The following is a 15906-nucleotide window of genomic DNA, read 5'->3' as shown; positions in this document are numbered from 1 at the left end:
CCATTTTTATATTAGGATCACTATTAAAAACTTCATGTTTTATACCTCAGTTTAAATAAAGGCTTGATTTATAGATTAAAGGTAATAATTGTTTAATTTTTATCAAAAAATATTAAACAAAATAAAATCAATAATATGAAAAGAAACAATAATTACATTGTTAAGATTGGCAACAAGTAAAAAAAACTGCCCAAACATCTTTTACGGGTTTGGGCAGCTAAAAAAATCGAGTTAAAACTATTTATTTAAAATAATCTTTCTGGTTATCGTCTTGCCATCTGCAACAACCTGAAGGAGATAGATCCCTCTTCCAAAGCCATTCAGATCAAGCTGCTGTTCAGCCCCTTCAAAAGTGGTGTTCAGCAATTGCTGGCCTAAAGCATTATATAATCGGACATCAGATTTTGTGTTGTTTTCCAAACTCAAATTCAAGATTCCGTCTGTCGGATTCGGGTATGCTACTAATCCATCGCCAGTTTTTACCTCTGCAGCATCATCAGCTATATCCAGCATTTTTCTGGTTCCGGAGCATCCAGAAATATAATTGTGCTGGATATCATCGATCCAAACTGTCATTGTGTTGGCCGTATTGCTTTGTTTGATGACAATCGCATCTAAAGTTACAGAAGCGCCGTTAACGGTTCCGTTTCCTGTCGTGATTGTTGTTCCTGCCGCAGTTGGCAAAAACCATTCGTAATAATTCCAAGCTCCGTTGTTTATGATCGCCTGCGGAGGCAGTTCTTCCAATCCATCTGTATCATCAATCCAAGCCGTTACAGTCGCTCCGGCATTTGCAGTGCTGGTTTTCAGCCAAAAGCCAAAAGAGCCTTGGTTCCCTACAAAAGCCTGATTGTTTGCAGGAGTTCCTCCGCCTGAAAGCAGACGCACCAGCCAATCCGTGGCAACTGATGTATTGTCATATAAAACTGCTTTTAAACTTGCTGTTCCGCTTTTATAGCTATCTGTAGCTCGTGCTAAAGTTGAAGTTGTGGCAATACCAACAGTAGAGCCAGAAGTGGTTGGAGCTTGCGTGAATCTTCCTGCCGAAGCTTCAAAAGTTTCCAAAGCTGTTGTAGTATTTGACCCCACACAAAATGTCATTGTGTAGGTGTTGCTTCCGCAGGCGTTTGAAGCCACTAAGGTAACAGTCTTCAAACCCGCAGATGTAAAGCTTACTGACGGATTTGCTGCGGTACTTGTCGAAGGAGATCCGTTAGGGAAAGTCCAAGCGTAAGCAGTTGCCCCTGTTGAAGTATTTGTCAGCGTTATGCTCTCTCCAATTGCCAATTCTGTCAAAGGGGCTGTGAATCCAGCTACGACAGCCGCTGCTGGGTTTACAGTCACCAATCCTGTTATTGTTTTAGTGTCAGAGCCTATTGCATTTGTAGCAGTCAAGCTTGCATCGTAAGTTCCTGCCGTGCTGTAAGTGACTACTGGATTTGCTGCAGTGCTTGTGCTTGGCGTTCCTCCCGGGAATGACCAGCTGTAGGAAGTTGCGTTTGCAGAAGTGCTGGTATAGGCTACCGTTTGCCCTTCACAAACTGCGGCAGCTGTTGGCGTAAAACTGGCTGCTGGAGCCGTATTTTCAGGCAGGCAGTCAATAAAGGTGAATTTAAAGGCATCTGCAATGACAACCCCAGTTGTGCCAGCTGTGCGGATCACAGCTTTTCCCGCAGAACCGGCGCTGAAATTGTATCTGCCCAATGAAACCCAAGTTCCATTATTGATCTGCTGGTTTACCGTAACTGTACTTGTTCCGTTTTCATGAATGATATCAACCGGAACGTTTGTAGGGCGGTTTGTGCCAGCCGTAAAGTTGATGAATACCTCATACTTCCCTCTTTGAGGAATTGAAGGAGTGAAAGTCGCCGATTTTGCCCCTTTTCCAGTATCGCCATCATGAATATAATCCGTACCTATATATCCTGCTGTTGCTGAAGTGGAGGTCCAGGCCCCTGATAAAGTCGCCGCTAGATTGTCAACCGTAATCGAAGTTGAGCCCGGCAGTGTGCAGCCGGCGCTTTTTGGAGTAAAGCTCACGGGAGCCGAATATTTTGAAGTGCCCGTTGCTGCGCTATAGCTTCTGATTGTGTAATAGTAAACCGTTCCTCCTACCGGAGATTCTGATACTGCTGAGTTTGTAGCATTCCAGGAATACGTTTTTACCGTATTTACCACATCATTCACCACTACTGTGCTGTTTGGCGTAGTTGCCGATGTAAATCCGTCCGTATCATTCCATCCCGAATTCGATTTGGAAACCTGAATGCGGTAATCGGCATTTGAAACTGCAGAATCCCATGTAAAGTTTACGGGAGTACTTACATACATCTGACCCGCAGTAGGTGCTGTTGGAACTGGAACATTTGTTGAACTGCCCGCTGCAATTTTTGCCAATAAAACATTCCAGCGAGCTGTTGTAAGATTAGGACAATCTGTTCCCGTATTTACATCGTTATGGCCATAAATTCCGCGATTACCATTGGTAACACGTCTTGTTTTCGGAACACCATTTCTATCGCAGACATCAATTGCCAAAGCTGCCGCTGCATTAAGCATAGGTTGGCTGTCCCACATAGATAAATTGGTTGCTAAAACTTCGTGTTCTGTACTTACTCCGGCTCCATTCCATTGCGGATATCCTGAAACTCCTTGCGAATAAGCACGATCAGCCTCGCGCACAACTTGCGAAATCTGGCCATCTGAGTTGCGTATACAATAGTGTGCAGAAGTTGGTGTTGTTCTGCTGCAATCATTAAAATAAGAAATAGCACCTTCATACGTGCCTGTTGCCATATAATGGACAAAATAGTAATCTATACCGTAGCCATTTCGCCCAACTCCATAATTGCAAGAGGTAATTCTTGACAAAGCATCAGGATAATCGACCGCTGCTGTTGCTTGAACGGCGCTTATTTTTGCCGTAGAACTTTTGGAGTTTTTGTTTGATGGAATTGTTACTGAATTTCCTTTTATATCTATGATTTCTTTCCAAAGTGTAACTGTTTTGGACCCTTCTTTTATTACTTTAAAAAAACGTTCTGCCAATGAAGTTTTCATTTCTTCATCTTTCAAACCTGTTAATTCTCGTGTCGCATCAAACCAATCTTCCAATCCTTTTGGATTCGTTTTTTTTTGATAACTTTTTAATAAGGCTGCTGCTGCCCTGATATTAGTTTTAGCATCCGTTTTAATAGCCTCTGGAGTAGATTTGATTAATTTAGCAGCTACAGCAATTTGATTATTAAAATCGCTTTCAATCAATCCCATTACTCCCCAAGACCCGTAGAAAGAAGAAGACACTTGCGCCCAATTGCTTTGCACTTGTCCAGCTGCCATTAAAATTTCTACAGGAACATCAAATTCTTTACTAGCTTCAGTAAAATATTTTACCATTGTTTTAACTGAAGGATGCGGTCTGTTTAGATACTCTTTCAAAAGTTCCCCATTGTGCTCGCATTCTAATTCATCGTGTTTTTCTACTAAATCTGGCTTGCTGGTTACTGCATTTTTTTTATTCGCTAATGCTAGATAGTCGCCCATATCTCTTTGCAGAAATACCTCTCCATCAGGTTTGACTTCTTTTTTAATAGAAGATTTCAAGTGTTTGTCTGCCAAAGAATAAAGTTGCTCATCACTTGGTTTTTTGGAGTCTGGCGTCGTTTGCGCCAAACCGGTTGCAATACTAAACAAAACCATAATTGAAGCAATTTGGTTTCGCAAATCGATAAGTTTGTTTTTCCTCATGTTTTTTGCTTTTTGTTAATAAATAGTTTACGCGGTTATGATTATTAATAAGAAAACACTTTTAAAATTATTTTTTTTAGCACAAAAAGAACCGCCAATTGAATTGGCGGCCTTAACCTAAAAACAAAAATTACTTATTTAAGATGATCTTTTTAGTAGTTATCTTTCCATCAGTTGAAACCTGAAGAAGGTAAATTCCTTTTGTAAAATTGTTCAAATCAAGCTGTTGTTCTGTACCTTCAAAAGTGGTGCTCAACAATTGCTGTCCTGTAATATTAAATAATCTGACATCGGACTTTATGTTGCTATCCAATTTCAAATTCAATATTCCATTGGTTGGATTAGGATACACAATTAATTCATTAGAAACTTTAAGATCTTCAGCCTCTTCTACATCCAACATTTTTCTAGTTCCAGAGCAAGCAGAAATATAATTATGCTGAATATCATCAATCCAAACTGTCATGGTAGACGCGGTATTATTTTGTTTGATTACAATAGCATCCAAAGTTACAGATACTCCGCCCACGATTCCATTTCCAGTAGTAATAGTGGTTCCAACGGCAGTTGGCAAAAACCATTCGTAATAGTTCCAAGCTCCATTGTTGATGATTGTTTGTGGAGGCAATTCTTCTAAACCATCCGTATCATCAATCCAAGCCGTTACCGTTGCTCCTGCATTTGCCGTGCTCGTTTTCATCCAAAATCCAAAAGATCCCTGATTCCCAACAAAAGCCTGATTATTCGCAGGTGTACCTCCGCCCGAAAGCAAACGCACTAACCAATTTGTTGTTACCGTTGTATTATCATACAAAACTGCTTTTAAGCTTGCTGTCCCGTTTTTAAAACTATCTGTAGCTCTTGCCAATGTTGATGTGGTTGCAATTCCAACAGTTGAACCTGACGCAGTAGGAACACTTGTAAATCTTCCTGCCGAACTTTCGAAAGTTTCCAGTGTAGTTTTGGTATTTGTTCCAACGCAGATTGTCATTGTGTAAGTATTACTACCACAAGCATTTGAAGCTACCAAAGTAATAGTCTTACTGCCTATTGTCGTAAAATTTACTGTAGGGTTTGCAGCTGTACTCGTTGCTGGAGAACCATTAGGAAAGGTCCATGCATAAGTTGTAGCGCCTGTAGAAGTATTGGTAAAAGTCATATTTTCGCCTGTTGCCAATTCTGAATAAGGAGCTGTAAATCCTGCTGTAACTGCTCCTGAAGGATTTACAGTAATTACACTCGTCAATGTTTTCGTATTTGAACCTGCTCCATTTGTAGCGGTTAAAACAACATTATAAGTTCCTGCAGTATTATAAGTTACAACTGGATTCGTAGCAGTGCTCGTACTCGGAGTTCCTCCTGGAAACGACCAACTGTAGGAAGTTGCATTAGTAGATGCATTCGTATATGAAACCGTTTGTCCTGCACAAATTGTAGCCGAAGCTGGTGTAAAATCGGCTACTGGTGGCGTAGCATCTGGCAGACAGTCTATGAAATAAAAACGAACAGCATCAGCAATAACAACACCTGAAGTACCTGTGGTACGAATTACAACTTTATTATTAGTACCTGCGCTAAAATTATAAGTTCCTAATGAAACCCAAGTTCCATTATTAATCTGCTGATTTACAAGAACAGTTGTTGTTCCACTTTCGTGAATGATATCCACAGGAACATTATTGGCGCGATTAGTTCCAGCGGTATGATTGATAAAGACTTCATATCTTCCTCTCTGAGTAATTGTTGGAGTAAAAGTTGCTGTTTTGGTTCCTTTTCCCGTATCGCCATCATGAATATAATTTGTCCCAACATAGCCAGCAGTGGCAGATGTTGCTGTCCATGATCCTACTAAAGTTGCATCAATGTTATCAACAGTAATAACAGTTGTTCCTGGCACAGTACAATTGACACTTTTTGGAGTAAAACTTACAGGAGTAGAATATTTTGAAGCTCCTGTTGCAGCACTATAACTTCTTATAGTGTAATAATAAGTTGTTCCTCCTATTGGAGCTTCATAAACTGCAGCGTTAGCTTGATCCCAAACATAACTCATGGTTGTATTTACGACAGCATTTACAACAACTGTAGCATTTGGGGTCGTTGCAGTCGTAAATCCTTTCGTTTCTGTCCATCCTGTTGCAGATTTCGAAACTTGAATACGGTAATCTGCATTACTAACTGTAGAATTCCAAGAAAAATTTACAGGAGAATTCACATACAACTCTCCTTCGGTAGGACTTAAAGCTACTGGAGCCGCTGGCAAGCTACTATATGGAACACCTGTAATATTAGCACTTTCGTTATTATTTTTATCCAAAGCCGTCACCAGAAAATAATTATTTGGAGCAGTCAATTGTGCCGTAGTCAAAGTAAGTTGAGTTGCATTTACAATGTCCAAAACTTTTGTGCCGTCTTGTTTAAAATTTGGAATATCGGCCTGTGTTGCAAATGCATACACCACATATTTTATTGCCAAATCGCCATCAGTGGCTGCAACTGGAGCATCCCATTTTAGAATATTGCCTTCAAATCTAATATTTGTTGGTTCTAATGGACAAATATTGTCCTTCCATGGCATCGAAGGCGGAAAAGATTTATACTTATACTGATTATTTCGTAAGGCTGTTGCGATTCCTTTTTCGTCGCTCATAATATATCGCGTTGAATAAGAAGTCTGTCCAAAAGTATTGGTCATTCCCGCAATTCGGTTTTGATCTATCTGATTCTGAATCTCTGAAGCTGGCCAATTTTGAGATGAAGTACTCGGCAAGCGATCATACCCTTGACTAACATATAGATGTCTGCCATAAGTCGCGGCCTGATCATTCCACCATTGCGAAAGTTTAATATAATCTTGAGAACCGCCAATTTTCCAATATAATTGAGGAGAAATAAAATCTACTTTCCCATTTTGAAGCCAATTTATTGGATCACAATATAATGCGCTATAAGAAGGATTTCCAACAATTCCTGTCGGAACTCCACTTTTCCAGATGCCAAACGGAGCAACTCCAAAAACAATATTTTTATTATAATTGGCATTAATAACCTGCAAAGCATCATAAACACCTGCAATCATTCGATTCACGTTATCACGGCGCCAGTCATCAATATTACTTATTCCTGTCGGATTATTATTGGCATAAGTCGTGGCATCTTGATTATTTGCCATACCCTGATCTGGATAAAAATAATCGTCAAAAACAATTCCGTCAATATCATATCGCGAAGCAATATCTTCTACAATACTGATAATATAATTTCGTACCGCTGGCAAACCCGGATTCAAAATTTTAAGATTGGCATTATTTGAAGCTGTAAAAACCCAAGACGGATTTAATTTAGAAACATGATTGTTTGCCAATGTATAACCGCCAACACTTGCACGATAAGGGTTCAGCCATGCATGCAGATCCAATCCTCGTTTTCTGCATTCTGTTATGGCAAAACTTAAAGGATCCCACATTGGGTTTGGCGGCGCACCTTGAGTTCCTGTCAGCCAATACGACCAAGGTTCTATTGATGAGTTATAAAGAGCATCGCATTCTGGTCTAACCTGAAAATAAACTGTATTGATTCCCGTAAGAACCAATTTATCCAAAATTGTAATTAGCTCGGCTTGCTGAACTGCAGGAGTTGCAGTCCTATTACTTGGCCAGTCCAAATTATAGACTGATGTTAAATAAGTCCCTCTTAAATCTGCTTTAGGGCTTGCACTTATTTCTGGTCCGCTATTAGAACAGCCTGGAGTTATATTAGTTCCCTGACCTAAAATAAAGCCGTTTATAGCTATTAAAAAGAATAGATTGAGTAGTTTTTGATTCATAAGTTGGGCAGTTTTTTGGTTAATAACCGTAAATATATTACAAATAAAAACGCAAAAACATGCAACTATACTTAAAATTTTAACTTAAAAACGCATAATAATTCATTACTAATCACAAAATAATGCGCAAACTCTAGCAAAGACAAAGCTTTTTCTTTTTAAAAATACTTTAACAATTGTTAATAAAATATTTACGCGCTAAATTTAAAAGAGAACAATATTAAAGAAAATTACTACTTTACAACCTTAAATAGAAGTAGAAAAGAAAATTAAGATAAAAATTGTAGAAACATTATTCAAAACAAAATGAATTTTCGTTTGAAAATTCCCAAATGCCCAAAGGTTAAAACATGCAAAAAAATGCAAGGCAAAAAAAAACTAAAGTTTCTCTAAATTTAGCCTATAAAAAGTCCGTGCTAATTCTGCCAAAAAAGGCAGTCCGATTTCATCATATATCCGTCATAGCTCTTTAGGATACACAGCTTTATTTTTAGGAAAAGTTATGATATTATTTTGATAAGATGAACCCGTCCTTCTTTTAAGCCAATCTGCATCTGGCTGATCCTGTGTTGCTCAAAAGACAAAAAAATGATTTGGCATCGCCAGCTCAAGATCTAACAGATTCTGCTGCAGGGCCCCATCCAATCCTGCGCAAATCAACTTGATCATAAATACCAATTCTTTAAAATCCCAAGGTTTAATCATATAGGCCAGTGCCCCTAAATCACGGGCTTTTTCTATTCCTGAAGACAATTGAGAGGTTGAAGCCATGATGATAGGATAGGATGCAAAACGGCTCTCAGCTTTGAGAAGCTTCAGGCATTCCCATCCATTAATCATGGGCATGCCCGCATCAAGGAATATAAGCGCAGGGGCACTATCCATTTCATTAAGCATTTGAATGGCCTTCGCACCGCCATCTGCGCAGATAAGCGTAAAACGATCATCCATCTCCGCGAATGCCTCCTTAAAAAATGCAATATCATCGCAGTCATCGTCAATGAGTAAAATTATTCTAGTTTTCATTTTAAAACGTATTGCTGTTTATTGTCTGGCAAAATAAATCAAGTCAGAAATAATCTTGTAGTTCCTAACCAATCAAGATTTATTTAAAAAAAAAGCGGTTAAAAAAGCTTTTAACCGCCATTAAAAACAATTGCCCACAAAAAATTACAAACAAGAAATTACAATTTAGGCAGGAGAACCTTATCTATAGCATGAATAATACCATTGGAGCACTGTACATCGGTAATAATGATGTTGCTTATTCTTCCGTTTGCATCGGTTATCTTGGCTCCTCCAGCCGTATTAATTGTAAAACTTTGGCTTGCGGCAGTATTTACCGTCTGCCCATTAGTCAATGCTGAAGACTGGACATTTGCACCAGCTACAACATGATACTTTAAGGTTGTTTCCAAAACATTCGCTGGAATGGCTGAGAGTCCAGAAAATCCAGTCTCCGTTAAAAAACTTGCAAAAGCAGTGTTTGTGGGAGCGAAAACGGTAAATGGAGAACCTGTGGTTCCCGAAAGCATGGCTGCAAATCCCGAAGCAGGATTATAGGTTAGTGCCGACACAAGAGTAGTAAAGTTTTTGTTTGCTATAGCATGAGTCACTATAGTAGGCAGACCGATAACGCCATCGACTATATGCACCACACCGTTTGTTGCTTCTATATCGGCAGTGGTTACAGTTGCACCTCCATTGGCTTTTCCTCCGTTAATATCCACAACAGTATTTTTTTCTATATACATGCTAAGGGTGTTGCTTGTAGAGGCGCTTCCCTTTGCGAGGGTTTTAACATATCCTGTTACTATAGCACTAGACTTAACTTTTGTGCTTAGAACATGATTAAGTAAAATTTCTTTTAAGGCAGCTACGGGAACTGCATTAAGATCTGCATATCCATTTTTAGACAAAAATGCATTAAAAGCTTCGTTAGTTGGAGCAAATACGGTGAAAGATCCTGAAGAACTCAATGTGCTAGCAAGACCTGCTTTTTCCAAAGCTGATGCCAAAACGCTTAATTGGGCATTCGCTTTCGCGGTTGCATAAATACTCATATTATCCTGTGAAGGACCATTATCATCATTGCTGCATGAACCCAGTGTCAAAACAAATAAAGCCAATGCGGCTGCGAATTTCATTTTAATAGTTTTCATAGTGTGTCTTTTTTATGATTAGCTAGATTAAATTTACAACAATTTTGTTTAACAAAAATCAAAAAATATTAAACAAAATAAAATTTAATACAATTTTAACATTCCTAAAAAAAAACATAAAAATCTAAATACTAAGATTTTCCAACAGGCGGCAACGTATAGATCAACCTTCGGATTATAGTAAGCCAGATACTAGATAGTAGCATGGTAGAAGTTATGACTGCAAGAGTGATCTGATAGATGTAATCCTCGACAAGGCCAAGTGAGGCGGCAAGGGTAAGCAAAACAAAACTGAATTCACCTATCTGCGACAGCAGTCCACCAGCATATATACTATCTCTCCAGCTGCTACCCGTTAACCTAAAAAGCAGGCTGTTAATAAGGCTGCTTATCAACAGAACACTTACAGCAACAATTATAATTGTGCCTGCATTTGCAGCAAAAAAATGTAAATCAAGCTGCAATCCAATGGCGAGAAAAAAGAATGCCATGAAGAAAACCCTCAAGGGAATCAAAGATTTTTCAAGCCAACGTGTAGCTTTATCTTGGCCAATTACTATTCCAGCAGCAAATGCTCCAAAAGCAGGAGACAGTCCAAACCAAGAACTCACCCAAGCCATTCCAAAGCAAATGCAGAAACCGATAAACACCTGCAGGTCATGATCGGCAATGATTTCTCTTCTCATGGGAATCTTCAAAATCTTTTTTTTGATTGCAGCTCTTAAAAACAGTAGTATTAGTATGCCTCCCGCACATACTTTAATAAGTTCAAAAAAAGATGCATTACTACCTGAAATGAAATTGAGTGAGAGGATCATTGGAACAACAAGAATATCCTGCATCAGCAGCACACCACAGGTTATAATACCCAATGAGCTTCTAATTTCTCCAGATTTCTCCAGATACTGAAACACTATAGCAGAACTGCTAAGGCTTATGATAAAGGACATCAGCATAATCCTGCTGGCCGACCAGTCCAAATAGACCCCCAAAGCATACATGCATAAAAAGCTCATCAGAATCTGTACTAGAACTATTGCAAAGGGTTTATAGAAATTCCTGCCTAAATGATGCAGATCTATCTCAGCCCCGATAGAAAACATAAGCAACACAATTCCTATCTCACCTAATTCCGTAGCTACTGCGGGATCGTGGATCACGTTTAATAGTTTTGGTCCCAGAAGAACGCCCGCTATAATGTATGCGGTAAAATAGGGCTGTCTAAATCGACGCAACAATAAAATTAAAAATAAGACAACACAGGACAGCACAGCTATCCCTGAGAATAATTGTGAAGACATAATTCTGGTTTTAACAACAATAAAAAGCTGTCCAAATGGACAGCTTTAACTAAAAACAAGGTAAAATAACAGATTGAAAATTACGCGATTTCAATCCTTCTTGGAGGTTTCTGTTTGGCTTCCTCCTTTTTAGGGATGGACAGATAAAGAAGACCGTTTTCATAGCGGGCGCTGATTTTTTCTTCGTCCACCACATTTTTAGGTAGCTCAAAACTTCTTTGGAAAGATTGATAGCTGAATTCCCTGCGGGTAAAATTCTCTTGCTCGATAGTCTGATTGTTTTCTTTCTCTGAAGAAATTGTGAGCAGGTTTCCGTCAAGGGTTACTTTGAAGTCGTTCTTATCTAGCCCAGGAGCGGCAACTTCGACTTCATAATGGTCTGCTGTCTCTTTGATGTTTACCGATGGCAGCGTGGTGCTTGTTGCAGAAAAATTGCTGTTTTCCCAATTGAAAAGCTCGCGGCCAAAAACATCATCAAAAAACATACGAGGCAAACCAGTGCGTTGGTCTGCATTTCTTTTGATAAGATTCATAACATTTTACTTTTAATTGTTAGACAATATTTGTGAACATGCACTGGCTAGCAGTGCCGACGAGAAAAAAACCAAAATTGTGCCAGTAGAAAAAAATGACATTTTTTCAGTTTTTTAAGCGAAAAAATGTCAGTTTTATCTTGGTTTTAAACTAAAAAAACTTCTCCATGTGCCTTACTAATTTCTGACACTTGAAACAAAAGAGTTTTAATTTGTCAGGATTTAAATTTAAGCAAGATTTCTATTTTTATAATCTATATAGCTATAGTTTTCTTCTGAGTTAAAGCTGTGATCCGAGCCACTACAATTCAGCAATTCAGAAGTGAATAACACATAAGTGCTACTCTGAATTGCATTTTTGAGCAAACAATGCGACTGCACTACTGCATTGCCATAAAGCTTACTGAAACCGCCCACAGCATATTCGGCAAAAAGCCCGTAATGCGCGACCAACTTCAGGGATAAATTAAGCTTTCTATCGATAAGGGATTCTATAGCGTCCAGCTTTTCCCTAAAATTCTTCAGCATGATTTCGTACTGCTCAATAATAAGATCAATTTGAGGAGGCAGACCAAATTTATAGAAAAGGACAGCATCCCCTTCTACTTCAGAAACCTTCATCCCTAGACGGTTACTATCCATAATAGCCATAAGAAGCTCACGCAAAATATAGCTTCCTGCTTCGATACATATACTTGGGACAAAATCGGTGAAGCCACTCACATCTGGAATAAGAATAAGTCCCTGCTCTGCTTTTATTGCTCCAGCCTCATTGCGGTATCTGTGCAGAATATCCTGCGCTGAATGCGAGATATTCATAATGCGACAGCCGTGTTTTTGTACAAGGCCAATATTTCTGTAATCCATGATTCCACAGTTTCGGCATCCACACGGTCTGCCTTTTCAAAAAAGAAATGTTGGCTGATCTCAAATCCACAGTAGTTGTAGATTCCTTTGTCGGAAGTAAGCCTTAATGCCCTATCCATTCCAATTTCACGGTATTCATCATGCGATTTGCCATGCGTATTAATGATCACAGCCTGCTTCCCCTTAAGAAGCCCCTTCTGAACGCCCTGATCATAGCGGTAAGCAAATCCATAGCTAAATACTCGATCAATATAGCCCTTCATAACAGCGGGCATTCCTGTCCACCAGATCGGATGAATAAACGTTATGTGCTCTGCCCAGCTTATGAATTCCTGCTCTAGTCTTACATCATCTTCCACCTGGCCTTTTCTTTGGCCTTCCATATCTTGAAGTGAAAGTACAGGATCAAATTGCAATTCATATAAATCTCTAACTATAACCTCATTGCCTTTTTGCAACAAATAACCTTGCAAGGCATCTTTAAATTTTCCGTTCAAGCTTTCCCCATTAGGATGGGCATAAATAATTAAATGTCTCATTGTTCTATAATTTTAAATTGATAGGACAAATTTAGACTTGGCACATACCATAAAATTGTAAGAAAACGAAAATTACTCCAAAGGACTGCATATGCTGCACTGGAGCTTAAGATATCTGGATGGGCTTAGATTTATATAATGTTTAAAATCGTTAATAAGCTGGCTCTGATCATAATACCCGCACTGCTCAATGATTTCAAACCAATCCTCTTTTGAAGCTCTCCCTGCAATAGTCTGCATGATCTGGACAGCTTTAAGAAAACGCCGAAAGCGCATAATCTCTTTGGCTGAATAGCCTAAATGTTTTTTATGGGTAAGCTGTATGGCGCGCTCAGTTTGTTTTTTATCTCCAGCCACTTCCTTTATGGGACTGTAAGCTGTAGTATTTAGTTCTATTAGTTGCTGGACCACCGGGTTTCGATTTCTCAGATAAGGCCTGCAAAATTCAAGGATACACTCTACCTGGCGTTCTTGATCTTCAATCCCTGCAAGTCTGTTCCAAAGGGCAGTAAAGCAGTTTTCATCTAGCAACGAATCAGAATCAACGGGTAGATTCTCTGAAATGGCCGCCGGTCCAAAAAAACGATAAAAGGCATCGTCTTTAAAATTTGCTGCTAAAATTTTGCTCCCCGCGGGTAGAGAATAGTCAAATGCTTTTTTTACGGGCCCCAGAACAATAGACTTCTCCACTTCCAAACTGGCATCGTTCTGCGTGTGGATCAAAGCCTTTTCTCCAAAAATGAAGATCATAATAGTCTGATAGGAAGGCAGAAGTGTTTGTGTGATCGTCCCTTCCGAATTGTTCTCTGCAAAATAAAAATGCGAAAATACCTCCTGAAATTCTTCAGGAACAGCAATTCTTCCGCTTAAAATTTTCTCGTTTCCCATTATAAGAAGCTAAATTATAAAAAAATCCATCATGGCATTGCTGAATGTAGATCTTCTTTTCAGAGCTTCGTAGTCCAACATTTCTATAATTAAGGAAAACATAATTTAGCCCAAAAATAAAAAGAGACAGCACGCTGTCCCTTTGATTGTTAAAGTTCTATATCCAATCTATTTTGGATCCACACTTAATGGTGGCAGAGTGGTTTTCTTTTCGTTCATCATTTTTTTCACCTGTTCAATAGTCCTAAAACGCTCTATCTGCATCTCGCCTGTAAAAGTTTCGCTCTGAGGTGCTCTTGGAGGTATCTGGGCATAGGTTTTCATCAGATCTGCAATGGCCTGGTTAAAAATTATAGCTGTCCATGTTTTCTCTGTCCAGCTGTTCATGAACAAATCATAACGCTCTTGAGGATCTTGCCACAGATTGTAAATAGCGGGAACTGTTGCTACATAGGTTTCATCTCCTCTCCAGCCTAGTTGCTGCCCAGGGGCGTCACTTCCTGCAATAGCACCATTATCACCTCGCGTATTAAATACCGCTTTGAATTTTCCTATTCGTACAGCTCCTGGCGACAATTCGGCCTCTGTAAAATAGAACCATCTATCACGAAGCGGCGTTCCTTTTTTAAACAATACATTTGACATATCATAGCTATCAAAAACCATGTCAGCACCTGCTCTGTCTTTTTTAGGAAGCTCCACTCCAGCAAGGCTTGCAAAAGTAGCCATAAGATCAAGTCCGCCTACAATATCATGGCTTTGGCTTCCTGCCTCAATCTGTCCTGGCCACCAAGCAATTGCAGGCACGCGGCTGCCACCTTCTCTATCTGTTCCTTTGGTACCTCTAAAAGGAGTATATCCAGAATCAGGATGCACATCTTGCCAAGCGCCATTATCTACTGTATAAATGACAATTGTATTTTCTGCTATGCCCAAAGAACGAATTTTATCCATAATACGGCCTACATTGTAATCCATCTCTACTACAGCATCTGAATATTTGCTCTTACCTGGAGATTTGCCTGCAAACTGTTTAGAAGGAAGGTTTGGCTGATGATTTTTAGCAAAATTGATACACATAAAAAACGGATCTTTGCTTTTTCCATATTCATCAAGCTGCTTTAAGTTATTTTCTACCATCATCATATCCAGTTCAGCTATATTCTCTTCAGTAACCTTACTAACCTCTCTAGCTTTTCCTCCTGCTTCGCCTTCAAGTATACCTGTAGTCACTTTTTTGAAAAGCTCCAGCATCTCTGGAGACATCTCTGGATTCCAAGACTGGAAAGCATAAGTATAAGCATTCAAATGATAAAGCACCACATTCTGCATTTTGTCAAAACCATGCGCTATAGGCATTGCATAGTCTGCTTCTCCAAGGTGCCATTTTCCAGAAAAATACGTTTTGTAATTGGCTTTTTTAAGCACCGAAGCCAACGTCCATTCTTCTTTAGGCAGTCCGCCTCCCTGTCCTTGAAAAGCAACTGTGGTCATACCGCTTCTATTCGGAATGCGTCCTGTAAGCATCGCGGCTCTTCCTGGGGTACAGCTTGGCTGTCCGTAAAATGACCAAAATTGCATGCCTTCTTTTGCCATTCTGTCGAGATTGGGTGTCGGCATGCCTCGACCTACTCCTCCTCCGTAGACCCCTAGGTCTCCCCAGCCTGTATCGTCTGAGATAACCATTATGATATTAGGCTTTTTTTTAGTTTGAGCCTCTGAGCTTAAATATGCCAAAGCACATAAACTGATCAATGCCATTAATAGTGTTTTCTTTTTCATAGAGCTATAATTTATTGGAATTAATATCTTACTAAAATTAAAGCCTTAAAATTTAAATGGATATCTATTCGTATATCAATCTGGTTTCATTTTATAAGATGAAACCAAATATTTAAAAAATGAAACCTATTCTGGTAATTCAAAAACAGATAAAAAGCCTCTGAAAAACTTTTCTCAGCTAAGTTTGCTTCAACAAATGTTAAATATAAGCAAAGCCCCGCAGAGTCTAATCTTTTTAGTATATTTGTAGTAGGTCATCCG

At 39.1% G+C, this 15906-nt stretch carries 10 protein-coding genes; all 10 read right to left on the bottom strand.

Annotated features, from left to right (window positions below; all coding sequences use genetic code 11):
• Positions 1–237: 237 nt before the first annotated feature.
• The 10 genes from BLP44_RS14820 to BLP44_RS14775 all read right to left on the bottom strand — a co-directional run bounded on the left by BLP44_RS14820 (position 238) and on the right by BLP44_RS14775 (position 15645).
• Positions 238–3747, bottom strand: a complete 3510-nt coding sequence (locus tag BLP44_RS14820; protein WP_091134078.1) for a golvesin C-terminal-like domain-containing protein — start codon at positions 3745–3747, stop codon at positions 238–240.
• Positions 3748–3877: 130 nt separating this feature from the next.
• Positions 3878–7573: a family 10 glycosylhydrolase gene (locus BLP44_RS14815; RefSeq protein WP_091134076.1), complete on the bottom strand. Its 3696-nt coding sequence runs from the start codon at positions 7571–7573 to the stop codon at positions 3878–3880.
• A gap of 573 nt (positions 7574–8146) precedes the next feature.
• Positions 8147–8599: a response regulator gene (locus BLP44_RS14810; protein WP_091134074.1), complete on the bottom strand. Its 453-nt coding sequence runs from the start codon at positions 8597–8599 to the stop codon at positions 8147–8149.
• Between the two features lie 158 nt (positions 8600–8757).
• The gene (locus BLP44_RS14805; RefSeq protein ID WP_091134072.1) at positions 8758–9735 is read right to left on the bottom strand and encodes a fasciclin domain-containing protein; all 978 of its coding nucleotides are present in this window, start codon (positions 9733–9735) and stop codon (positions 8758–8760) included.
• A 131-nt stretch (positions 9736–9866) separates the two neighbouring features.
• Positions 9867–11036, bottom strand: coding sequence for a cation:proton antiporter (locus BLP44_RS14800; protein WP_091134070.1), 1170 nt, complete (start codon positions 11034–11036; stop codon positions 9867–9869).
• An 80-nt stretch (positions 11037–11116) separates the two neighbouring features.
• Positions 11117–11569 (bottom strand): Hsp20/alpha crystallin family protein, encoded by a 453-nt coding sequence (locus BLP44_RS14795; RefSeq protein WP_008469248.1) that lies wholly within the window; start codon positions 11567–11569, stop codon positions 11117–11119.
• 228 nt (positions 11570–11797) lie between these two features.
• Complete coding sequence (locus BLP44_RS14790) at positions 11798–12436, bottom strand: DUF2652 domain-containing protein (protein ID WP_091134067.1); 639 nt, start codon at positions 12434–12436, stop codon at positions 11798–11800.
• Positions 12385–12975: an NAD(P)H-dependent oxidoreductase gene (locus BLP44_RS14785; protein WP_066034412.1), complete on the bottom strand. Its 591-nt coding sequence runs from the start codon at positions 12973–12975 to the stop codon at positions 12385–12387. Before BLP44_RS14785 ends, BLP44_RS14790 begins: the two co-directional genes overlap by 52 nt.
• Before the next feature lie 72 nt (positions 12976–13047).
• Complete coding sequence (locus BLP44_RS14780) at positions 13048–13863, bottom strand: helix-turn-helix domain-containing protein (protein WP_091134065.1); 816 nt, start codon at positions 13861–13863, stop codon at positions 13048–13050.
• Between the two features lie 168 nt (positions 13864–14031).
• Positions 14032–15645, bottom strand: coding sequence for an arylsulfatase (locus BLP44_RS14775; RefSeq protein WP_236940353.1), 1614 nt, complete (start codon positions 15643–15645; stop codon positions 14032–14034).
• Positions 15646–15906: the final 261 nt, after the last annotated feature.

Origin of the sequence: Flavobacterium anhuiense (assembly GCF_900101855.1) — a bacterium.
GTDB classification, from domain to species: domain Bacteria; phylum Bacteroidota; class Bacteroidia; order Flavobacteriales; family Flavobacteriaceae; genus Flavobacterium; species Flavobacterium anhuiense.
This window is presented reverse-complemented; position numbering and strand designations above follow the sequence as displayed.